Source organism: Nonomuraea sp. NPDC050478 (assembly GCF_044458265.1).
Lineage (GTDB): Bacteria > Actinomycetota > Actinomycetes > Streptosporangiales > Streptosporangiaceae > Nonomuraea > Nonomuraea ferruginea.
Map to the genome: position 1 here is coordinate 356,540 of NZ_JBITHT010000001.1, position 22,341 is coordinate 378,880.

Annotated in this window: 19 protein-coding genes; 4 read left to right on the forward strand and 15 right to left on the reverse strand. The window is 72.2% G+C overall.

Annotation, left to right across the window (positions count from 1 at the left end; all coding sequences use genetic code 11):
• Positions 1-12: 12 nt before the first annotated feature.
• The 5 genes from ACIBF7_RS01740 to ACIBF7_RS01760 are packed head-to-tail and all read right to left on the reverse strand — an operon-like array spanning position 13 to position 7,463.
• The gene (locus tag ACIBF7_RS01740) at positions 13-588 is read right to left on the reverse strand and encodes an HPP family protein (protein ID WP_148035467.1); all 576 of its coding nucleotides are present in this window, start codon (positions 586-588) and stop codon (positions 13-15) included.
• The gene (gene narI / locus ACIBF7_RS01745) at positions 585-1,319 is read right to left on the reverse strand and encodes a respiratory nitrate reductase subunit gamma (protein WP_397196127.1); all 735 of its coding nucleotides are present in this window, start codon (positions 1,317-1,319) and stop codon (positions 585-587) included. Before narI ends, ACIBF7_RS01740 begins: the two co-directional genes overlap by 4 nt.
• Positions 1,316-1,996: a nitrate reductase molybdenum cofactor assembly chaperone gene (gene narJ, locus ACIBF7_RS01750; protein WP_397196128.1), complete on the reverse strand. Its 681-nt coding sequence runs from the start codon at positions 1,994-1,996 to the stop codon at positions 1,316-1,318. The genes narI and narJ overlap by 4 nt, the downstream gene beginning before the upstream one ends.
• Positions 1,996-3,753 (reverse strand): nitrate reductase subunit beta, encoded by a 1,758-nt coding sequence (narH, locus tag ACIBF7_RS01755; RefSeq protein WP_397196129.1) that lies wholly within the window; start codon positions 3,751-3,753, stop codon positions 1,996-1,998. The genes narJ and narH overlap by 1 nt, the downstream gene beginning before the upstream one ends.
• Positions 3,753-7,463 (reverse strand): nitrate reductase subunit alpha, encoded by a 3,711-nt coding sequence (locus ACIBF7_RS01760; protein ID WP_397196130.1) that lies wholly within the window; start codon positions 7,461-7,463, stop codon positions 3,753-3,755. Before ACIBF7_RS01760 ends, narH begins: the two co-directional genes overlap by 1 nt.
• 158 nt (positions 7,464-7,621) lie before the next feature.
• On the opposite strand from ACIBF7_RS01760, the gene ACIBF7_RS01765 reads away from it, so the two are divergent.
• Positions 7,622-8,068 carry a DUF4383 domain-containing protein gene (locus ACIBF7_RS01765; RefSeq protein WP_148035472.1) on the forward strand — a complete coding sequence of 149 codons (447 nt, stop codon included), beginning with the start codon at positions 7,622-7,624 and terminating at the stop codon, positions 8,066-8,068.
• A gap of 18 nt (positions 8,069-8,086) precedes the next feature.
• Here ACIBF7_RS01765 and ACIBF7_RS01770 read toward each other — a convergent pair whose 3' ends face one another.
• Entirely contained in the window at positions 8,087-8,551 is a 465-nt protein-coding gene (locus ACIBF7_RS01770; RefSeq protein ID WP_187281503.1) for a hypothetical protein, read from the reverse strand.
• A gap of 181 nt (positions 8,552-8,732) precedes the next feature.
• Between ACIBF7_RS01770 and ACIBF7_RS01775 the strand changes: the two genes are divergently transcribed.
• A complete protein-coding gene (locus ACIBF7_RS01775; RefSeq protein WP_397196131.1) occupies positions 8,733-9,266 on the forward strand; it encodes a GAP family protein in 534 nt (177 codons plus the stop codon).
• A gap of 2 nt (positions 9,267-9,268) precedes the next feature.
• Here ACIBF7_RS01775 and ACIBF7_RS01780 read toward each other — a convergent pair whose 3' ends face one another.
• The 3 genes from ACIBF7_RS01780 to ACIBF7_RS01790 are packed head-to-tail and all read right to left on the reverse strand — an operon-like array spanning position 9,269 to position 13,631.
• Entirely contained in the window at positions 9,269-10,003 is a 735-nt protein-coding gene (locus tag ACIBF7_RS01780; RefSeq protein WP_271277831.1) for an SDR family NAD(P)-dependent oxidoreductase, read from the reverse strand.
• 57 nt (positions 10,004-10,060) lie between these two features.
• On the reverse strand, positions 10,061-10,639 hold the full coding sequence (locus ACIBF7_RS01785; RefSeq protein WP_271277832.1) for a TetR/AcrR family transcriptional regulator: 579 nt from the start codon (positions 10,637-10,639) through the stop codon (positions 10,061-10,063).
• 16 nt (positions 10,640-10,655) lie between these two features.
• Positions 10,656-13,631 (reverse strand): ATP-binding protein, encoded by a 2,976-nt coding sequence (locus ACIBF7_RS01790; protein ID WP_397196132.1) that lies wholly within the window; start codon positions 13,629-13,631, stop codon positions 10,656-10,658.
• Positions 13,632-13,768: 137 nt separating this feature from the next.
• On the opposite strand from ACIBF7_RS01790, the gene ACIBF7_RS01795 reads away from it, so the two are divergent.
• A complete protein-coding gene (locus ACIBF7_RS01795; RefSeq protein ID WP_397196133.1) occupies positions 13,769-15,031 on the forward strand; it encodes an FAD-binding oxidoreductase in 1,263 nt (420 codons plus the stop codon).
• Between the two features lie 4 nt (positions 15,032-15,035).
• Positions 15,036-15,596, forward strand: coding sequence for an alpha/beta fold hydrolase (locus ACIBF7_RS01800; RefSeq protein ID WP_148035478.1), 561 nt, complete (start codon positions 15,036-15,038; stop codon positions 15,594-15,596).
• Between the two features lie 111 nt (positions 15,597-15,707).
• On the opposite strand, the gene ACIBF7_RS01805 is transcribed toward ACIBF7_RS01800, so the two are convergent.
• The 6 genes from ACIBF7_RS01805 to ACIBF7_RS01830 form a co-directional block, all read right to left on the reverse strand.
• Positions 15,708-16,430, reverse strand: coding sequence for a hypothetical protein (locus ACIBF7_RS01805; protein WP_271277835.1), 723 nt, complete (start codon positions 16,428-16,430; stop codon positions 15,708-15,710).
• Between the two features lie 39 nt (positions 16,431-16,469).
• Positions 16,470-16,952 carry a hypothetical protein gene (locus tag ACIBF7_RS01810; protein ID WP_364229331.1) on the reverse strand — a complete coding sequence of 161 codons (483 nt, stop codon included), beginning with the start codon at positions 16,950-16,952 and terminating at the stop codon, positions 16,470-16,472.
• Between the two features lie 68 nt (positions 16,953-17,020).
• Positions 17,021-17,683: an AIM24 family protein gene (locus ACIBF7_RS01815; RefSeq protein ID WP_187281504.1), complete on the reverse strand. Its 663-nt coding sequence runs from the start codon at positions 17,681-17,683 to the stop codon at positions 17,021-17,023.
• Between the two features lie 17 nt (positions 17,684-17,700).
• A complete protein-coding gene (locus tag ACIBF7_RS01820; protein ID WP_397196134.1) occupies positions 17,701-18,369 on the reverse strand; it encodes a sensor domain-containing protein in 669 nt (222 codons plus the stop codon).
• A gap of 147 nt (positions 18,370-18,516) precedes the next feature.
• On the reverse strand, positions 18,517-21,228 hold the full coding sequence (locus tag ACIBF7_RS01825; protein WP_364229327.1) for a hypothetical protein: 2,712 nt from the start codon (positions 21,226-21,228) through the stop codon (positions 18,517-18,519).
• The gene (locus ACIBF7_RS01830; protein ID WP_148035483.1) at positions 21,225-22,340 is read right to left on the reverse strand and encodes an AAA family ATPase; all 1,116 of its coding nucleotides are present in this window, start codon (positions 22,338-22,340) and stop codon (positions 21,225-21,227) included. Before ACIBF7_RS01830 ends, ACIBF7_RS01825 begins: the two co-directional genes overlap by 4 nt.
• Between the last annotated feature and the right edge of the window lies 1 nt (position 22,341).

The window sequence follows — 22,341 nt, forward strand, 5'->3', positions numbered from 1 at the left end:
CCTGCCGGCCTGTCAGTCGTCCGGCGGCGCGTTCTGCGCGCGCTTGCGCCACATCGGATAGGGCAGGCCGGCCGCCCGGTTGATGACGAAGCCCTGCAGGACGATGACGAACACCGCGACCATCATGATCAGCAGGTGTTCCGGGGTCCGAATCAGGCCCAGCGAGACGATCAGGGTGGTGGCGCCGGCCGGCGGATGCGCCGCCTGGAAGATCGGCATCAGCCCGCAGGTCAGGCCGAGCGCGATGGCGCAGGCCAGGATCCGCTGCCAGTCGATCTTCTCCAGGTCGGGCGGCACGGCGAGCAGCCCGGTCACCGCCAGCGAGAACCACCCGGCCAGCAGGCCGATCAGGTGCCCGACCAGGGTGTTGTGCGGGGCGGACGCGGCGGCCAGCGGCGTGTAGAACAGCAGGAAGGCCGTGGGCCCGAGTGACGGGAAGACGAACGGGGCGTGGGTGTTGTAGGCGATGATCGCCATGAGGAAGATCGAGATGAAGCTGTTGACGCCCGTGTAGACCGAACGCACCGCCCACCTGGGATACCGGTCCTCCAGCGACTCCAGATAGTAGGGCTTCGCCTCGCGGGTCATACGTCGCTCCGCTTCCACCCCGGCCGGAGCGCCGCGGTGCCGATGTTGCGCGGGTCGCGGGCCCGGTAGACGATGTACGGCCTGAACAGGTAGTGCACGGGCGCGGTGAACGCGTGGACCAGCCGGGTGAACGGCACGATCGCGAACAGCACCAGCCCGGAGATCGCGTGGATGCGGTACTCGATCGGCGTGCGCGCCATGAGCGCCACCTCGGGCTGGAACACGAAGAGGCTGCGCACCCAGGGCGAGACGTCGACGCGGTAGTTGTAGTGCAGCGTCGAGGCGTTGATCAGCGTGGTGGCCAGCCCGAGCGTCAGCGCCGCGACCAGGAAGACGTACATGAACTTGTCGTTGACGGTCGTGGCCAGGAAGACCGGCCCGGTGGTGCGCCGCCGCCAGACGAGCAGGGCGATGCCGGCGTAGGTGAGCACGCCGGCGGCGACGCCGAGCGACATCGCCAGGAAGCTGTAGACGGTCTCGCTGACCCCGATCGCGGCCGTCCAGCTGTCCGGGATGAACAGGCCGAGCAGGTGGCCCATCAGCACGATGAGCAGCCCGACGTGGAACATCGGGCTCCCCCACCGCAGCAGCCGCGACTCGTACAGCTCGGACGAGCGGGTCGTCCAGCCGAACTTGTCGTAGCGGTATCGCCAGACGAGGCCGGTGACGAGGATCGCCACCGCGATGTAGGGGAACGCGCCCCACAGGAAGACGTCGACGGGTGAGATCACTTGAGACCCCCGGTGATGGCGAAGGGAAGCGACGAGGGGAGTCCGATGGTGTCCAGCCCGACCAGTTCGGGTCCGCCGCCGATCGGGCGGCGGGCCATCCGGGCGGCCTCCTCGGGGGTGCCGGGAGAGGCCCCGGGCAGCGTGCCGCACACCGCCTCCAGCAGTCGCGCGTACGGCGTGGCGGCTTTGACCAGGGCGAACCTCAGCAGTTCGAGCCCGGCCCGGTGCTCCTGGAGCAGCTCTGTGCCGTCCTCGCGCTCCAGGGTCGCGTACTCCAGGACGACGGGCAGGTAGTCGGGCAGTTCGTCCCTGCCCGGAGGCGTCAGGCCGTGCGCCCGGTAGCGCGCCTTGATCGCGGCGAGGGAGAACCCCCGGCGGCGGGTGTCGCCGTCGGTCCACCAGGTCAGGTGCAGCGAGCGGCGGTTGCGGACGTCGAAGACCGCCACGTAGTGCTCCTCGGCCCGCAGCGGCTCCAGGCCCGCCAGGTGCTCGGCGAACTCGGCGACGGCGGACACCGGCGGATGCGCGCCGGTCTCGGCGAGCGCGGCCCTGATCAGCGGCAGCCGGTCGAACAGGGCCCGGTCGGGGTAGCGCAGGCACATCCCGGCCGCCCGCCGCACCACGGCCACGCCGTCGGCGGACAGCCGGGGCCGCCGCGAGGTCCAGGGTGACTTCATCACGACTCTCCGCGCTCGCGCCGCTCGCTGATCTCGCCGGGTTCGGCGCCCAGGTCCTCGCCCCTGTCCACCTGACCGCCCCGGGCGCCGCCTTTCGCCCGGGGCGGGAACAGCCCTTCGGGGAGGCCGCGGCCGTCCCAGTTGAGCAGGTTGATCCGGCCCTCGTGGCCGGAGGTGTCGGCGGCCGACTCCGAGGTCTGGCGCTGCCGCAGGACGTGGAAGGTCTCCACGGCCTGCGGCGCCGGCCGGCCGGACGCCTCGCCGAACGGCCCCGACGACTCGGTGCCGCCCATCCCCGGACCGCCCTCGTAGTCGAGGCTGCATCCGCTCAGCGCGGTCTCCTCCAGGCTCCGTACGTCTCCGGCGGCGGCCGTCGGGATGACGTAGCGTTCCTCGTACTTCGCCAGGGAGAGCAGCCGGAACATGGCGTCCAGTTTCTCGACGTCGAAGCCGACCGAGGCGGCGATCTCCGGGTCGACCGGCTCGCCGAGGTTGATCCGCCGCCGGTGGGAGCGCATCGCGGCCAGCCGCCGCAGCGCCAGCTCGACGGGGGCCGGGTCGCCCGCGGTGAAGAGCTCGGCCAGGTAGGAGACCGGGATGCGGAGCGTGTCGATGGCGCCGAACAGGTTCCGGTAGTCCTCGCCGTCGTGGCCCGAGGCGGTGATCGCCTCCACCACGGGCGACAGCGGAGGCACGTACCAGACCATCGGCAGCGTGCGGTACTCCGGATGCAGCGGCAGCGCCACGCCGTAGGTGGCGATCAGGTCGTAGACGGGCGAGCGGCGGGCCGCCTGGATCCAGTCGTGCGGGATGCCCGCCGCCTCGGCGGCCCGCCGGACGTCCGGGTCGTGCGGGTTCAGGAACAGGTCGAGCTGCGCGGGGTAGAGGTCCTGCTCGCGCGGGGTCGCGGCGGCCGCCGGGGCCCGGTCGGCGTCGTACAGCAGCACGCCGATGTAGCGCAACCGGCCGACGCAGGTCTCGGAGCAGACGGTGGGCTGGCCGACCTCGATGCGCGGGAAGCAGAAGGTGCACTTCTCGGCCTTGCCGGTGCGGTGGTTGAAGTACATCTTCTTGTACGGGCAGCCCGTGACGCACATCCGCCAGCCGCGGCAGCGGTCCTGGTCGACCAGCACGATCCCGTCCTCCACGCGCTTGTAGAGCGCGCCCGACGGGCAGGACGCCACGCACGACGGGTTGATGCAGTGCTCGCAGATGCGCGGCAGGTAGAACATGAAGGTCTGTTCGAGCTCCATCCGCACCTTGTCCTGGATCCGCTGCAGGACGACGTCGTCGCCCTCGTGCTGCGGCATGCCGCCCAGGTTGTCGTCCCAGTTGGCCGACCAGGTGATGTTGTCCATCCGCCGGCCGCTGATGAGCGAGCGGGGCGCCGCCACCGGGAAGTCGTCACCTGCGGGGGTGTCGAACAGGGCGTTGTAGTCGTAGGTCCACGGCTCGTAGTAGTCGCGGATGTTGGGCAGCAGCGGGTTGGCGAAGATGCTCGCCAGCCGGCGCATCCGGCCGCCCGCCTTGGGCACCAGCCGGCCCCGCGCGGTCAGCTTCCAGCCGCCCCGCCAGCGTTCCTGGTCCTCGTAGCGGCGCGGATAGCCCTGCCCCGGGCGCGTCTCCACGTTGTTGAACCACACGTACTCGACGCCGGGCCGGCTCGTCCACGTCTGCTTGCAGGTGACCGAGCAGGTGTGGCACCCGATGCACTTGTCCAGGTTCATCACCATGCAGATCTGGGCCATGACGCGCATCAGTACTCCACCTTCTGCGCCCGCCGCCGGATCACCGTGATCTCGTCACGCTGGGTGCCGACCGGGCCCATGTAGTTGGGGAAGAAGGAGAGCTGGGCGTACCCCCCGATGAAATGGGTGGGTTTGACGAGCACGCGGGTCAGCGAGTTGTGGATGCCGCCCCGCCGTCCGGTGGTCTCGCTCTTGGGTACGGCGATGACGCGGTCCTGGGCGTGGTGCATGTAGACCGTCCCGGCCGGCATCCGGTAGGACACGATGGCGCGGGCGACCACCACGCCGTTGCGGTTGACCGCCTCGATCCAGTCGTTGTCGGCGACGCCGATGGCATCGGCGTCCTGCGGGCTGATCCAGATGACCTGACCGCCCCGCGACAGCGACAGCATGATCAGGTTGTCCTGGTACTCCGAGTGGATGGACCACTTGTTGTGCGGGGTGAGGTAGCGCACGGTCACCTCGCGCGCGCCGTCCGGGCCGAGGACGGGCTCGCCGAACAGCCGGTGCATGTTCAGCGGCGGCCGGTACGTCGGCAGGTTCTCGCCGAGCTCGGCGATCCAGTCGTGGTCCAGGAAGAAGTGCATGCGCCCGGTCAGGGTGTGCCAGGGCTTGCCGTGCTCGGTGTTGATGGTGAAGGCGCTGTACTGGCGTTCGGCGGTCTCGATGCCCGCCCATTCGGGGCTGGTGATGGTGGTCTGCGGGTGCGCCTGGGTGGCGGCGTAGGTGATGCGGCGGTCGGCGTCGGCGCGGGCCAGGCCTGCCAGCTCTTCGCCGGCGCCCACCTTCCGGGCCAGGGTGCGGAAGCCCTGGTCGGCGAGGCGTCCGTTGGTCGAGCCGGACAGCGTCAGGATCGCCTCGCACGCCTTCTTGCCGGTGTCGATCAGCGGCAGGCCGTCGGCGGGGCCGCCGCGCGCGACGCCGTTCACCTGACCCAGCAGCCTGATCTCGTGATCCACCTGATAGGTGACGCCCTTGCAGGGCACGCCCTCGGACGCGGCGAGCGGGCCTAGGGCGCGCAGCTGGGCGGCGATCGCCGTGTAGTCCCGCTCGACGAGGGTCACGCTCGGCATGGTCCGGCCGGGGACCGGGGTCGATCCGTCGGCCCGCCAGTCCCGCGCGGCGCCCGTGGGGTTGCCCAGTTCGCCTGGTGTGTCGTGCTGGAAGGGCGTGGCCACCAGGTCGTACCGGGTGCCCAGATGCTCGCCGGCCAGCTCGGACACGCCGTCGGCGATGTCGTTGAAGATCTCGAAGTCGGTGCGGGCCTGCCAGGGCGGCTCCACCGCCGGGTTGAACGAGTGCACGTACGGGTGCATGTCGGTCGAGTTCAGATCGTGCTTCTCGTACCAGGTCGCGGCCGGGAGCACGATGTCGGACAGCAGGGTCGTGGACGTCATCCGGAAGTCCAGCGAGAGCAGCAGGTCGAGTTTGCCCTCGGGCGCGGGGTCGCGCCAGCGCACGTCCCTTGGCCGGACGTCCTCCGGCGCCTCGGTGGCCCGCAGGTTGCTGAGCGTGCCCAGCAGGTGGCGCTGGAAGTACTCGGCGCCTTTGGCGGACGAGCCGAGCAGGTTGGCCCGCCACGCGATGAGGATGCGCGGCCAGTTGCCCGGATGGTCCGGGTCCTCGGCGCAGAACTTGAGCCGGCCCGCCGCCAGCTCACCTGCGACGTGCTCGCCAGGGTCCCGGCCGGAGGCGCGGGCCTCGTCGGCCAGGTCCAGCGGGTTGCGGTCGAAGGTGGGATAGGAGGGCATCCAGCCGAGCCGGGCCGACTGGGCCAGGATGTCGACCGCCGTCATCCCTTCGAAGCGTCCCTCGCCGAGCGGCGAGGCCAGGGCGTCGGCGCGGAAGTGGTCGTAGCGCCACTGGTCGGTGTTGAGGAAGAAGAAGCCGGTGCCGATCATCTGCCGGCTCGGCCGTTTCCAGTCGTTCGCGGTGGCCAGCGTGGTCCAGCCGGTGAGCGGGCGGCACTTCTCCTGGCCGACGTAGTGGGCCCAGCCGCCGCCGTTGCGTCCGATGCAGCCGGTGATCAGCAACAGCGTGATGAAGTTGCGGTACGTGGTCTCCGAATGGAACCAGTGGTTGGTGCCGGCGCCCATGAGGATCATGCAGCGGCCGTCGGTGCTCTCGGCGGTCATGGCGAACTCGCGGGCGATCCGGATGGCCGCGGCGGCCGGCACCGAGGTGATCGTCTCCTGCCAGGCCGGGGTTCCGGGCGAGGCCGCGTCGTCGTAGCCGGTCGGCCAGTCGCCTGGCATGCCGTCCCGGCCGACGCCGTAGCGCGCCAGCATCAGGTCGTATACGGTCGTGACCAGCGGCCCGCCGGGCGTCAGCCGTCTGGCCGGGACGCCGCGCTTGAGCACCGCCCCCGAGCCGTCGGCGGTGTCGAACCGGGGAAGCAGCACCTCGGCGCCCACGGCGTCGGGCAGGCCGTGCAGGGTGAGCCGGGGCAGGACGTCGCCGAGGTCGAGGTTCCAGCGTCCGTCCTCGTGCGACCAGCGGTCGGCGACGGTGCCGGAGGGGACGACCACGTCGCCGGTGGCCTCGTCCAGCAGCACGGTGCGCCATTCGGCGTTCTCGGCCGCGGCGTGCTCCCCGCCGAGGTCGGCGGCGCGCAGGAACCGGCCCGGTACGTACGCGCCGTCCTTCTCCTCCAGCCGGACCAGGAACGGCATGTCGGTGAAGCGGCGCACGTAGTCGAGGAAGTACGGCACCTGCCGCTCGACGAAGCACTCGCGCAGGATCACCTGGCCCATCGCGTGGGCCAGCGCGCCGTCGGTGCCGGGATGGGGGTGCAGCCAGTCGTCGGCGAACTTGCTGTTGTCGGCGTAGTCGGGGGAGACCACGACCACCTTCTGGCCGTTGTAGCGTGCCTCGACCATCCAGTGCGCGTCGGGCGTGCGGGTGACGGGGACGTTGGAGCCCCACATGATCAGGTAGGCCGCGTCCCACCAGTCGCCGGACACCGGCACGTCGGTCTGGTCGCCGAACACCTGCGGGGAGGCCACCGGCAGGTCGGCGTACCAGTCGTAGAACGACAGCGCCTGGCCGCCGATCAGCGACAGGAACCGGGTGCCGATCGCGTGGGACAGCATCGACTGTCCGGGGATGGGGGTGAACCCGGCGATCCGGTCGGGGCCGTGCTCCTTGATGGTGTGCACGTGGGCGGCGGCGATCATCTCCAGCGCCTCGTCCCAGGTGGTGCGCACCAGCCCGCCCTTGCCGCGCGCCTGCTGGTAGCGGCGCCGCCGCTCCGGGTCGCCCACGACGTCCGCCCAGGCCAGGACCGGGTCGCCGAGCCGCCTGCGGGCCTCGCGGTACATCTCCACGAGGACGCCACGCGCGTACGGGTAGCGCACCCGGGTCGGGTGGTAGGTGTACCAGGAGAACGCCGCTCCGCGCGGGCAGCCCCGGGGTTCGTACTCGGGGCGGTCGGGGCCGGCCGTCGGATAGTCGATCTCCTGGGTCTCCCAGGTGATGATGCCGTCCTTGACGTACACCTTCCAGGAGCAGGAGCCCGTGCAGTTCACCCCGTGGGTCGACCGCACGATCTTGTCGTGCGACCAGCGGTCGCGGTAGAAGACCTCGCCCGCCCGTCCGCCCCGATAGGACACGTCCCTCAGGTCGCCCGAATAGACGCCCCGGCTGAAGAAGTCTCCGATCCGCAGGAGGGCCCCGGTGGCTCCCTCCTTGGGCTCCTCGGCCGTTCGCTCGTTGACCATGTCGTGTATCTACCAACGGTGACCGTGAGCAACCGATCGAAACCTTATGCGCAGAGTAATGACTCGATTCCGGAGAGTCCGTTCGGGCGGTCGCGTTAGCGCCTGCCCGCGGAGGGCAGACGGCGGATCCACAAGAGACCCGTCCCGAGGGAGCTCCTATGAACACCCCCCGTACAGCCGGCACCCGGACCCCCGTGCAATTAGCGGCACTCGTCACGGGAGCCGTGTTCCTGCTGGTCGGTGTGCTGGGGTTCGTTCCCGGCATCACCACGGACTACGACCAGCTCCAGTTCGCCTCGCACGACTCGGAAGCGATGCTCCTGGGCGTGTTCCAGGTGTCGATCCTGCACAACATCGTGCACCTGCTGTTCGGGGTCGCCGGCATCCTGCTCGCCCGCACGGTGTCGGGCGCCCGCAACTTCCTCGTCGGCGGCGGCGTCGTCTACCTGCTGCTGTGGATCTACGGCATGCTGGTCGACCACGACAGCGCGGCGAACTTCGTGCCGGTCAACAACGCGGACAACTGGCTCCACCTGGTCCTGGGCGTGGGCATGATCGCCCTGGGGCTGCTCCTGGCGCGACGCCGCCCGCACGCCGTCCGCTGACCACCCGCCGTTCCGGCCTCAGGACCCGGTCTCGCGACCCCGGGGCCGGAACGCCGGCACCGCGCGCGACAGCACCCAGCCGACCGCGCCCACGACCAGCCCGACCATGACCCCGGTGAACACGCTGCTGCCGAACGCGAACGTCCGCATCAGCGCCTCCTCCGCGCCGGGCGACAGCCCGCCCGCCAGGTTGCCGCCCAGCCGCGGCGCGTCCTCACCGAACGCCGACGACCAGAGCAGCTGGTGGGTGATCGCCAGCAGCACCCCGTAGGCGCCGCCGATCGCCAGCAGCGTCAGGAACGGGTTCGGCACCCGCCTCCACAGCACGACGCCCAGCCAGATCGCGACCGGCAGGAACACCAGCACGGCGTTGACGACCGGGCCGACCAGCCCCAGATCGTGCGCGATCACCCGCGGCACGCCGAGCGCGGCCAGCCCCGCGACGGCGACCGGTGACATTCCGAGAGAGTTCGTCTTCCTCATCGTCCGACGGTAGGAGCACGGCTCGGCGCGCGGCGTCGCCCCGCGGTTGTCTCCCCCGTACGCGCCCGCGAGTACGGGAACGCGGGCCCCGTAGGCAGAAAGATGTACGCGCCTCTTCGGCCATGAGCAGGATGCGACGACCGAGGCCGCTCGGCCAGGATCGGTGACATGACCACCGACGGTGGCGGTGTTCTACTACCTCGTCGGCGTGGGCCTCATGCTCGGGTTGTCCACAGCCATGGAGAACTTCGGCGACGCGCTGCACAGCGAGGCCGCGTACTGGGTGCAGCTCGTGCTGGGCGTGGGCCTGTTCGCGCTGAGCTTCCGCTTCGACGGCAAGCGTGGCAAGGGCCCGCGGCTGGAGCCGCGGATGGGCGGGCCGCGGGCGATGGTGCTGCTCGGGCTGACGGCGGGAACGCTGGAGGTGGCCACCATGGTGCCCTACCTCGCGGCCATCGGGATCATGACGACCGCGGCGCTCCCCGCCGGTCAGTGGCTGCCGCTGCTCGCCGCGTACGTGGCCCTCATGTTCGTGCCGGTGCTGGCGCTGCTCGGGCTGCGCGCGACGGCCGCGGCCTGGGTGGAGCCGAAGCTGGTACGGCTCCGCGCCTGGCTGGCCAGGCACGCGGCGTCGGCGGTGGGCTGGACGCTGGGCATCGCCGGCTTCCTGCTGGCCCGCGACGCCGCGGCCTTCCTGTTCTTCGCCGGAGGGTGAGATCAGGCGCTGGCCGCGCCGTCCACCACCAGGTCGTGGCCGGCGACGAAGCTCGACCGGGCCTCGGCCAGCCAGAGCACGGCGGCGGCCACCTCGTCGGGGTCGGCGACGCGGCCGAGCGGCATCGACGGCGCGAGCCTGGCGTCCCGCTCGGCGGGGGTCTCGCCCGGCAGGAAGCTCATGGTCGTGTCGGTGGCGCCGGGGCTGACGGAGTTGATCCGGATGCCGTCGGCGGCGTACTCGAGCGCGGCGGCCTTGGAGAGCACGCTGACGCCGGCCTTCGAGGCGGCGTAGGCGGCCATGCCCGGGATGCGGCGGTGCGCGCCGATGTTGGAGGCCACGTTCACGATCGATCCGCCGCCGTGCTCCTTCATGTACGCGATCTCGTACTTCATGGAGTGGAACACGCCCGTCAGGTTGGCGCCGAGCAGGGCCGCCCAGCCGGCGGGGTCCAGGTCGGCGAGCGGGCCGGGGCGGCCCAGCACGCCCGCGTTGTTGACGGCGACGTGCAGGCCGCCGTGCCGGTCGGCGGCGGTGGCGACCATGCGGGCGCAGTCGGCGGCGCTGGAGACGTCGGCGGCGATCCAGTCGGCGGCGAGCCGCTTGGCCGCGTCGGCGAGCCGCCCCTCGTCCCGCCCGGTGATCACGACGGTGGCGCCCTCGGCCGCGAACGCCCGGGCGGTCGCGTAGCCGATGCCGGAGGAACCGCCGGTGATGAGAACGACCTTGCCCTGCATGACAAACCCCTTTATCGAGAACGATCGGTCTAGAATTTGAGCATGAAAAAGGCCGCGTCAGCCCAGCACGGCCAGCGCCTGATCGGCGGCGTCGTCCAGCCGGGCGGCGCCGCCGGGAGTCCGGCCGAGCACCCGCATCCCCTGCATGAGCACCAGCAGCATGCGGGCGACGGCCCGCGGGTCCTTGCCCCGAGCCAGCTCGCCCTGGGCGCGCGCCCTGGTCAGGGCCGAGGTCAGCACCGTCTCCAGGTGGCTCCAGCTGGCCTCCACGAACGCGGCCGCGGCCGGGTCGCGCGGCGCCAGCTCGACCGCGGCGTTCACGACCATGCAACCCCGCCGGTCGTCGCCGCCGGACTCTTCCGCGTACGTCCTGATCAGCGCGCGCACGGCCGGCAGCACCGGGCCGGGCTGGGACAGCGCGTCCAGGACGGCCGGGTCCATGTTGTGCAGGTAGCGCTCCAGGGCCTTGAGGTAGAGCTCGCGCTTGCCGCCGAACGTGGCGTAGATGCTCGCCCGCGCTATGCCCAGGTGGGCCACGAGGTCGGCCATGGAGGTCGCCTCGTAACCGCGCTCCCAGAACAGCTCCAGCGCACGCTGCAGCGCCGCGTCGGGGTCGAACTCCTTGCTCCTCGCCATACCGGAGAACCTAGCTCTATCCAGAACGATCGGTCAAGTTGAGCAACCGGAGTGTGGCCTCCCGCTCATGGGCCGCCCCGATCCGCCCCCACATCTCCGCCGACTCGCTCAACGCCTCCCGGTCCCCCCGCAACCGCCCTTGGGCCCGCTTCAGGCAGGCGGCGGCCCACGCGTTCTCCTCACCCGCCGCCTTCGCCGCGGCCACCCGCTCAGCGGCATCCGCCTCCCCGCGGACCACGGCCAGCTCCGCCACCGCCGCGATCGCGTACCTCCCGAACATCCCACCGCCACCCTCTCGCCCTGGGCCGTCCGCCGGCGGCGAGGTGTGCGCGAGGGCGAGGTCGGCTTGGTGGATGGCGAGGCGGGCGTCGATGAAGGTGATCAGAGGGGCGTAGCGGGAGGCCGGGCCGATGTGGCCGACGGCGATCGCGCGGGCCCGCCACGCCTGGCATGCCGTGTCGTCCCCGCGCAGGCCGTGGGCCAGTGCCACCATGCCGAGGGCGGGAGCCATCCACCGTCCGGGCGGGGCGTCCACGCGCGCCTGGCCGTCCACCATCTCGGCCGCCCGCGCCAGCGCCTGGTCGAAGTCGCCCGCGAGCACCAGCGGGGGCACCAGCCTGCTGCCGGCCAGCGCGGGATGGCTGCCCGTGACGTCGTCGTCCGCCGCCATCCGGGCCGCCTCCAGTGCCCCGTGCAGGTCGCCGACGGCGACGGCGAAGAAGGACGCGGTGTGCAGCGCGTCGACGATCTCGATACCGGTCCGCGGGTCGTCGCCGTCCATGGCGGGCAGCAGTTTGAGCCGCTCCCCTGCCAGCCGGTACGCCTCCCTGGCCCGTCCCCCGCGGTCGGCGGCGCAGATGACGGCGTCCAGCGCGGAGCTGGTCAGCACCGGGTCCCCGGTGGCCCGTGCGGCTTCCAGCGCCCGCCCGGCCACGTCCGGCCGTCCGGTGCTCCAGGCGCGCGCCGCCGCCACGTGCGCGGCCACGTACGGATCGTCCAGGTCTCCCGCCGCGGCCGCCTCCGACGGCAGCGCCCGCACCCGCTCCTCCTCCGGCTCGTCGTCGAACCCGAACCCCGGATGCCTCTCGGCGATCACCGCCGCCCGCGCCAGCGCCACCGCCTCGGCGTTCCCGTCCCCGGCCGCCCGCGCCCTCTCCGCGGCGCCGAGCTGCAGCCGATACGCCTGCCCCGCACGCGCGAACGCCAGCGCGCACTCGGCGGCGTCGGCCAGATCCCGCGCCGCCTCCCCATCCCCAGGAGCCAGCACCGCCGCCTGCTCATAACGCGCGACAGCCTCCCGCAAAAACCTCCGCCCATACGTCAGCCCCGCCAACCGCCTAGCCAGCCGATGCGCCTCCCCACCAACGCCCACCACACCCGACCCGTCAGCGTCCGTGCCGGTTCCCCCATCCACGCCCACGCGAGCACCGGCACTCTCCCCCGCACCCGACCCGTCAGCGTCCGTGCCGGTTGCCCTATCCACGCCCACGCGAGCGCCCGCACTCTCCCCCGCACCCGTCCCGTCAGCGTCCGTGCCGGTTGCCCTATCCACGCCCACGCGAGCGCCCGCACTCTCCCCCACGCCCGACCCGTCAGCGCCCGCGCCGGTTCCCCCATCCGCAGTCCCCGCCGCGAACGTCCCCTCGGGGGACGGGAGCGCGGCGGCGTTCGCGGATTCACCCGTCGCGGTGGCGAGGGCGGCTCGCAGGTCGTCGGCCACCGCGTCGAAGCGGCCCCACCAGGCGGTGTCGGGGTCGTCCGCGCGGGCGGTGGTGAGCGCGTCGGCCGTTTCGACCGCCCAGGCGAGGTGACGCCGCCGGGCGTCCGGGAGTTCGCCGCTCTCCTCCAGGCGTTCGGCTGCGAAGGCGCGGACCGTCTCCAGCAGGCGCCAGCCGCCGGCGTCGCGGCGGTGGACGACCAGGCTCTTGTCGACCAGCCTGCCCAGCACGTCGGCTGCGGCGCTCCGGCTGCCGCCCGTCACGGCCACCACGGCGTCCAGGCCGAACCCGCCGGCGAACACCGCCAGCCGCCGGAACAGGGCGCGCTCGTCCGCCTCCAGCAGGTCGTGGCTCCAGCCCAGCACGGTCCGGAGCGACCGGTGCCGCCGGTCGCCGCCGCGCCCGCCCGCCAGCAACCGCAGGTTGTCGTCGAGCGCCGCCAGCAGACCGTCGGCTCCCAGCGCGGCCCCCCGGGCGGCGGCCAGCTCGATCGCCAGCGGGAGCCCGTCGAGCCGGGCGCAGATGCGCGAGGCGACGTCCCGTCCGGCGGCGAACCCGGCGGCCCCCGCCCTGTCGAGGAACAGCTCGACCGCGTCGGACCCCGGCGGCAGCGGCTCGACGGAGACGACCCGCTCCCCGGGGACGCCGAGCCGCTCGCGGCTGGTCACCAGCGCCCGGGTGGCAGGACAGACCGCCAGCAGCCGGTCCACGAGCGCGGCCACCGGATCGAGCAGGTGCTCGCAGTTGTCCAGCACCAGCAGCGCGCGCCCGCGCCCGAGCCGGTCGGCGATCGCGTCCTCCAGCGGCTGCCCCGGCCGCTCCGCCACGCCGAGCGCCGCGGCCACCGCCTCCGCCACGAACCCGTCGCGCACCGGCACCAGGTCCACGAACGCGCCGCCGTGTGTGAACGACGGCGCCGCCGCCCCGGCGACCGCCACCGCCAGCCGGGTCTTGCCCACCCCGCCGGGCCCTGCCAGCGTCACCAGGCGGGAGGACTCGAAGGCCGCGATGATCTCCGCGCGCTCCGCCGACCTCCCCACGAAGCTCGTGCGCGCCGCCGGCAGCCCAGCCAGCTCCCCCGTCCGGCTCTGCCGGGCGAGCGCGGCCAGCTCCTTGCGGTCGGCGGCCCCGTGCTTGCGCAGCAGCGACGAGACGTGGCTCTCGACGGTGCGGACGGAGATGTGCAGGCGGGCGGCGATCTGCGCGTTGGTGAGGCGGTGCCCGAGCGCCGCGAGCACCTCGGCCTCGCGCTCCGACATCCCTCCGCCCGTCACGGCCCCATCATCGCCCACCGCGCCAGAACGGGCGCGGGTGGGCGGTGAATCCGTGGTGGATCCGTGGTCTATACGGATGCCCCCCGCGGGCGTGCCGCAGGAGCCTGAGTTCAGGTCAACCACCGAAGGGACGCATCATGCTGACGAACATCGCCGACCGGATCGACGGCTTCACCGGTGCCGTGCACCTGCCGGGTGACGAGGGCTACGAGCTGGGCCGGCAGTCGTTGAACCCGGCGGTCGACGCGCGGCCCGTCATGGTCGCGGAGGCGGCGCGGACGGAGGACGTGCGGGCCGCCTTGGTGTCCGCCAGGACGTGCGGGCTGCCGCTGGCCGTGCAGTCCACCGGGCACGGGACGCACGTGCCGGCCGACGGCGGGATCCTGCTGCGGACGGGGGCGCTGGACCGCCTGGAGATCGACCCGGTGAGGCGGGTGGCCCGGGTCGGGCCCGGCGTGCGGTGGGGGCGGGTGCTGAGGGAGGCCGCGGCGTACGGGCTGGCGCCGCTGTCGGGGTCGTCGCCCGACGTCGGGGTGACGGGTTACACGCTCGGCGGCGGGGTCGGGTGGCTGGCGCGCAGGTACGGGCTCGCGGCCGACAGCGTCGTGAGCGCCGAGGTGGTCACCGCCGACGGCCGGACCGTAACGGCGGACGCCGACCGGCACGCCGGCCTGTTCTGGGCGCTGCGCGGCGGGGGCGGCAACTTCGGGATCGTCACCTCGCTGGAGTTCCGGCTCTACCCGGTCAACCTGGTCCATGCCGGGATCGCCTTCTTCCCGTACGAGCGAGCGGCCGAGACCCTGGCCCACTACCGCGCCTGGGCGGCGCAGGCCCCCGACGAGGTGAGCACGGCGGTCATGCTCACCACGCTGCCGGGCGGGACCGAGCGGGTGTTCGGGATCAAGGCCATGTACGCGGGAGCGCCCGAGCGGGGCGACCGGGTGCTCCGGCCGCTGTGGGAGGCGGCCGGGCCGGCGATCAGGGACGAGGTGCGGCCGGTCCGGTACGCGGACGCGGCCATGGGCGGCACCCCGGCCCGCTACCTCGACTTCTTCCACGACCTGCCGGACGAGGTGATCGGCACACTGGTGGAAGCCGGGCGGCACGCCACCGTGGAGATCAGGCACTGGGGCGGCGCGATGTCCCGTCCAGGCCCGGACGCGGGGCCGGTCGGGCATCGGGGCGCGGCGTTCTCGGTCATCGTGAGCGAGCGGCTCCCCGGCATGGCCGACGCGCTGTCGCCGCACGGGACCGGCGGCACGTTCCTCAACTTCCTGGCCGACGCCGGCCGGGTCGCGGACGCGTACAGGGAAGCCGATCACGCCCGGCTGGCCGAGGTGAAGCGTACGTACGACCCGGACAACCTGTTCCGGCTCAACCTCAACATCGCGCCCCGGTGACGTCGTGCCCCGGGTCACGTCCTGCGACGGGACGTCCATCGCGTACCGCACGGACGGGGAGGGACCTGCGGTGGTCCTGGCCGGGTTCCCCGATCGGGCGGCGGCCCTGCTGGCGGAGCGTTTCACCGTATACCGCTACGACCGGCGGGGCACCGGCGGCAGCGGGACGACCGCCCCTTACGCGGTGGCGCGGGAAGTGGAGGACCTCCTGGCGGTCCTGACGGCCGTCGGGGGCACCGTGGCGCTGGCCGGGTGGGGTCCGGGGGCGGTCCTCGCCCTGGAGGCCGCCCGTCGCCTCCCGCCCCTCGCCTGTCTCGCCATAGCCGGCCTGGGGCCCCTCGTCCCCGCCACCTGCCCGGATCACTCCCACGCTGAGGGCCGCGCGGCCGACACCCACATCGAGGCCGCGCTGCGGCGACTGGTCTCCCACGCTGAAGCGCCGATCCCGGCGGATCTCGCCGCCGCCCGCTGGACGTGGCTGACGGTGCCGGTGCGCGTCATCGGAAACCCCGCGCTGGCGGCCGTCCTCTCCGAAGGCGTCCGGCAGGACGGCTTCACCACCTGAGATTCCCCAGGTCACCGGCTCCGACCATGCGGTCGCCCGCTGCTGAGAGCCGGCGTGACCCGAAGTACGCGGAGCGTCTCCTGGGCGGTGGGAGAACCCTGGCCGAGTGTCTCACTCGAAGAGCTTGTCCACGGAGTCGACCAGCGCGGCCCGCTGCAGCCATCTTTCCAACGTCTTGATGTCGGTGCAGGACATGATCCGATCCCGGTCGTCCTCGGTCACCCGGAACCCGCGCGCCTCCAGCACGACGAGCAGCCCTTTGGCTTCACCCCGGGCCTCACCCCGGGCCTCACCCTTCGCCATGAGGCTTTGTGCATATTCGCCCTGGTAGAGGTAGGTCTGTGTGGCCATGAGCCGCTCCATTTCTTTCTGCGCGTCCCCCGCCAGTGCCACGGTGACATACTCAGCGTAGCGTCCTGCCTTCTCCGGGTCGATGTGGTCCAGAGCTTCTGTCAGGGTGGCGAGAATGGCTTTGATCTGCGGGTTCTCACTATGGGTGATCGCAGCGATAGCCGCCAGGCCGATGTTGCCGACGGCCTCGGCTACGTCGGTGATGACGGGCGTGTTATCGGGGCCGATCACGAAGGGACGCAGGACCAGGCCCGGATGGCCGGTCTGGATGTGCTGGGACGCCCATGCGGCAACGGCGCGGTTGGGGCAGATGACGACCAGCAACGCCTGACAGCGGTCGCGGGCACGCATGTTGGCGATGTAGGCCAGCCACGTCCAGTGTTTGGTGTCGTCGCGCTGACGTTGCACCTCGGTGATGACCGCCAGTTTGACCTTTCCTTCGGTGAAGAGGAGTGCGGCGTAGGTTGCGTGACGACTACTCACAGTTGACGGTCGAGGTGGTCCGGTTCCGGCGTGTGTGCCTTAAGAGTGCGCGGCCACCAATCCGACGACCATGGTCAGAAGGCCCACCGAGGTGGTCACGATCCCCACCGTGACCGCTCGCCTGCGCGCCCTCGGCCCACCCCACCAGTACGCGAGCACGTACGGGAGGAAACCGAGGCCGGCGAGCCCGGCGGCCGGGACGGCGGAGACAGCGAGCACGCCCTTGAGCCCGTCGGGGAGCGCGCGGGTGCCGTCGGGGGTGAGGCGGGCGTGCGTCACGTCGCCCGCGTCCGAGTCGGGCGAGGTCGCCACCATCACGGGCCGGCCGCCGTCGTCGGGGACGAACCGGCCGCGGCAGTCGTACCGGCCCCGGCCCAGCGACTCGCAGGACACCACCGTGAGCGTCCCGGGTGTGCCGGTGTGGCCGAGCGTGAGCAGGTAGTCGGGCACCGCCACCGGGATCGGCGCCAGGCAGACCGCCAGCCAGAGCAGGATCAGGACGATCCGCGGGAAGTTTCCCATGCGGGACAGAATGGCGACCGCGGCTTGCGGGTGACTTGGCACCGGCTGCCTCGGCCGCGCCGGTGTCGTCAGGCGGGCTTCGGCACCAGCGGGCCCTCGCTGGCCTGGACCAGGACGAAACCCTGGCCCTGGAAGGCCAGTTGCATGGCCTCGCCGCTGCCCCGGCCGATCAGCGCGCCGGCCTTGAAGGTGCGGTTGACGCCGACGTGCAGGGCGGCGCTCCAGCACACGGCCGACTGCCCGTCGGCGAAGGTCGGCATGCGGCTCGCGTCGAGCATGACCGGGGTGCCGTGGGTGGTGACGGCGACCCATCCGGTGCCGGTGAGCGTGGTGTTGAACAGCCCGCCCGCCGCGACCCCGGCCCCCTGCACCCGCTGGATGTCCCAGCTGATCTGCGGCTGGAAGGCGAGCAGGTTGCGGCCGTTGACGGTCAGGCCCTCGTTCTCGAGGTAGAACAGGTGGATGTCGTCGGCGTTGTCGGCGAGGTAGAGCGCGCCCTGCCCGCGCACCCGCATGAGCGAGGCGCCCTCGCCGGTCATGGCCTTCTTGAACAGTTTGCCCAGCCCGCCGGAGCCTTCGTAGTCGAAGTCCCAGTTGCCCTGGAAGGCGACCATCGACCCCTGCTTGGCGAGCACCTCGGGGAGCTCGACCCGGAGCATCTTGCCGTTCTGCAGGGCGAAGCCGGGCGGGAGCTGCTGGGTGTCGAGGTTGCCGAAGATTGGGCTGCGCACGGGTTTACCCTTCAAGATCAGGCGGGGATCCTCTGGTCCACGATATGCGGCGCGGCGGCGGGGCGCGCGAGAGCGGGCCGGGTGAGCATCAGCTCGGCCAGGCTCGCCTTCACCAGAGCGGTTCCGCGCAGCACGGGGGCCAGGGTGATGGCGAACAGCAGGCCGATCACGGTGTTCCAGACCACGAACAGCGCCGGGCTGGCGCCGAACCCGAGCAGGTCGGGCAGCCCTGTCTCGACGGCCCCGGGGATGCCCGCGATGATCCACCCGTACAGCGGGAAGGTCAGCCCGGCCAGCGTGCCCACCCACCAGACGGCGGCCACCACGAACCCGGCGACGGCGATCGGGAAGGCGATGATCACGTGCAGCAGGTCCATGATCGCCTGACCGCTGGTCAGCGGGTTCATCATCCGGCGGAACCAACCGGCCCAGACGGGCGCCTCGCGGTAGCGGGGACGGGCGACGGGGTGGCCCAGCACGCCGGGCAGGGAGGCCCGCTCGACGTCGGCGACGTTCCTGGCGAGCCCGGCGGTGGCGGCCAGCACGGGCAGTCCGACGAACGCGACGGCGGCGCCCAGCCCGGCGGAGACACCGGCGACGACCAGCGGGAACGTGACGAGGACGGTGGGGAAGGACAGGAGCAGGTAGCGGGAGTCGGCGGCGATGCGCTGCTGGAGGGTCGTCATACCGGCAACGCTACGGATCGGCGGCGGCCGAATCAGTCCCGCGAGCAGGCGGAACGGGGGTAGGGCTATCCCTACCCCCGTGGCGGTCAGCGCTCCACAGCACGGCTTGTCAGCACGGCACGGCCGCCACCGGGCTCCCCGCTGTCGTCAACGCGGTGCCAGCAGGCCTGCCAGTGCGTCGGCCGCCGCCGGGTGGCGGGTCAGGAGATCACCTGCCGGGCCGGGGCCGGTCGCCCCGGTGGCCTGCCAGGTGCCGTCGCAGCCCAGCAGGGCCGCGAGTGCGTCGGTGGTGGCCGGGTGGGCGGCGAGCAGGTTCGTGACCGGGCCGCCCGCCGGGGCGGGGACGGGAGTCGGGGCGGGCGCGGCGGTCCATGGCGGGGTCCACGCGTCCACCGCCGCGAGCGTGCCGGGGAATGTCCGTCCGGCTTCGCGTACGAGAACCGGCACCAGCTCGGCGGCCTCGTCCTTCAGGGTGGTGATGAGCTTGGGCAGCCAGGGCAGCAGCACGCTGTCGGGCAGGGTCGCGAAGGCGTCGGAGATCAGCTCGACCACGAACGGCGTCAGCGCGGGCGCGGGTTCGAGCGCCTGCACGAAACCGCTCAGGTACTGCGGGAACGACGGCACCACCAGCGGGTTGGCCAGCAGCTCGGCACAGCGCGCCCGCAGCTCCGCCGACGACAGCAGGCCGAGCTGGAACCTGGCCGCCCACAGCAGCGCGACCTTGCCCGGCGTCTCCGGGTGCGACTGCTTGACCGCCAGCTCCAGCTGGGCGCGGTCGCAGCCGAGCGAGATCGCCAGGCTCTCCATCCCGGACAGGAACCCCAGCATGGCCGCCACCTGCCGCACCCCGGTGTCGTCGGCCACGAAGGCGCTCGGCAGCAGCGTGCAGTAGTGCGCGTATCCGGTGGTGACGAACCGTTCGACCCAGGCGGGCAGCGCCGGCTCGGCGGACCGGTAGTGCGTGAGCAGCCGGCGGATGCGGCGCAGCACGTCGGGCGCGTCGTCGACGGTGCGCTCGGCCGCCAGCAGCTCCACCGCCCGCGCCCCGAGTTCCTCGGTGAACCGGCGGCTCCCGAGGAGCACGATGGACTCCTCCACCGCCTCCAGCGCGACGGCGGCGGTGGCCTCGGGATCCGTCACCATCTTGCGCAGCCGCTGCTCCAGCACCTGCTCGACGGTGACGCCCTCGTAGCCGAGCTCGATGAGCGCGCGCTGGTGGTGGCCGATGGCCACGTCCCAGCTCTCCTGCCTGGACCGCTCGCCCAGCGCGCGGTTGCCCATGATCGGCCGTACCGCGCCGTCCGGCATCAGGCGGCGCAGCATCCACAGCAGGTGGGAGCAGGGCTCCAGCTCGGGGTCGGTGCCGAAGTCGAGCAGCACCCGGTGCACGGCCCGCTTCCGCACGTCGACGCCGAGCGGCTCCAGCCGGTCGTAGACGTCCTGGGCGAGCGGCGGCAGCGCGGCGTAGCCGACCTCGCCGATCCGGTCGCCGCCGAGCAGGATCTCGCAGAGCTGCGCGACGTCCCTGCGGCCGGGCACGGCGTCCTTCTCGATGCAGGTGACGGCCGCGTCCTGGAAGTCGTACGGGGTGGGCCTGGCGCGGTTGCGCATCCCGGCCAGCAGGATCGACGTCTCGAACACCGCGATGGCGTCGGCGGTGCTGGCCAGGTAGCCGTTGCGGCGGGCCAGCCGGACGATGTCGACGCACCAGCCGAGCAGCTCGGCCTCGTCCAGCGCGTCCAGCGCGGGCGGGCTCGACAGGAATCCGGTCAGCCGGTCGGTCACCGGCCCCTCCGCGGCCGGAGCCGCCTTGCGCGGCCTCGTCGTCGCCTGCCGGCCCTTGAGCTGGTAGGTCTTGACGCCGCCTCGGGTGACCGCCTTGGCGTAGGTGGCGGCGGCGATCGACACCGAGCCGGGTGCCAGCCCGAACTGGGCCTCGACGGCCGAGTGGCTGGCCGGGACGATCCCGTACTGCCAGGTCGTGCCGGTGCGCGGGGTGACCTCGTAGGCGGGCTCCGCCGCGTGCAGGCCGAACTCCTCGACCCGGCTGGCGGCGTGGAAGGCGCCGCACACGTACAGGCAGCGCCCGGGGTCGGCACCGGAGGCGGCCAGGTGCTCGCGCATGCGCGTCCACATGTGGCGCTCGCGCTCCTCGTCGCCGGCCAGCCGGGGCGAGTCCTCCGGGGTCAGCCGCCGGAACAGGCTGCCGATCAGCACCATGACCTGCCGGTAGGTGGCGTAGTCGGCCCCGGAGAGCGGCTGCTCCACGTACTGGTCCCACCACTCGGACCAGTGGCGGACCTTGGCGTGGTGCAGCAGGTGCTGCTCCAGCTCGGCGAAGCGGGGCCGCAGGTCGCCGATCTCGATGCCGACGGACTCGTCAGGACGTTCCTGCGGCAGCCACTGGTAGACGTGGTCGGCCGAGCGGTCCACCAGCACCAGCTCCACGCCGGGAGTGTCGAGCGCGTACGCGATGGCCTGGTATTCGGCGGACGCCTCGGTGATGGGCGCGACGACGTTGAGCGGGCCCCAGCCCTCGGGGAAGCCGTCCAGCTCGGTGGCGAACGCCTGCAGCGCGACCGGCAGCCGGCAGTTGCGCAGCTCGTCGAGCACCGGCCGCAGGTCCTCGCAGAGCTCCAGGTAGACGACCTCGGGCTGCTTCTCGCGCAGCCTCCTGGCCATGGCCAGCGCCGAGGCCGGGGAGTGGTGGCAGACCGGGAAGATCTCCAGCGGCTCGGCCAGCGCCCGGTCGACGTCGTCGACCAGGCCCGACAGGATGCCGGAGAGCGCGCCTGGCCCGTCGGCGAAGGTTTCGGCGGCGGCGTGCAGCTGCTCGCGCAGCGCGGCGAACGGGCTCATGAGAGCGTGGCGATCGCCTGGCGGCCGCCTTCGAGGAAGCCCTGCCACTCGCCGCCGTCCTTCTTGCTGCGCGGCTCGACCACGCCGTGCCAGAACTTGTTGAGTATGGCCAGGTCCTCGGGGCTGCGCCGGGCCAGCGAGCCGACCAGCGACCCGGCCAGCGTCGAAGCCCGCAGCGTGCTGTCGCCGAAGAAGTTGCTGTGCAGGATCGCGTCCTCCAGCACGCCGATCTGCTCGGCGGTGGACAGCGCCGACTCCAGCTTCTCGTCGTCGCTGGTCGCCGACTGGGCTGCGGCGCGCAGGTCGGCGAAGCTCTGCAGCAGGATGTCCAGCAGCGACGGCGGCACCTCCAGCTCGATGCGGTGCCTGCGCAGCAGCTCGGTGGTGCGGAAGCGGACGATCTCCGCCTCGCTCCGCTTGTTGGTCACGACCGGGATGCGGACGAAGTTGAAGCGCCGTTTGAGCGCCGACGACAGGTCGTTGACGCCCCGGTCGCGGCTGTTGGCGGTGGCGATGATGGAGAAGCCGGGCTTGGCGAAGACGATGTTGTCGTCGTCCAGCTCGGGGATGGACACGTACTTCTCCGACAGGATCGAGATCAGCGCGTCCTGCACGTCGCTGGTGGAGCGGGTCAGCTCCTCGAACCGGCCGATCACGCCCTGCTCCATCGCGGTCATGATCGGGGACGGGATCATCGACTGGCGCGACTGGCCCTTGGCGATCACCATGGAGACGTTCCACGAGTACTTGATGTGGTCCTCGGTGGTGCCGGCGGTGCCCTGCACGACCAGCGTCGAGTTGCGGCAGATCGCCGCCGACAGCAGCTCGGCCAGCCAGCTCTTGCCGGTGCCGGGGTCGCCGATCAGCAGCAGGCCGCGGTCGGACGCGAGCGTGACGATGGCGCGCTCGACGAAACTCCGGTCGCCGAACCACTTCTGCTTGATCTCCCGGTCGAGGCCGTCGGAGCGCTCGGAGCCGAGCACGAACAGCCGGACCATGCGCGGGCTGAGCCGCCAGGAGAACGGCTTGGGCCCGTCGTCGACCGACTCCAGCCAGTCGAGCTCTTCGGCGTACTTGGCCTCGGCGGGGGCACGCAGCATCTCATCGGTCATG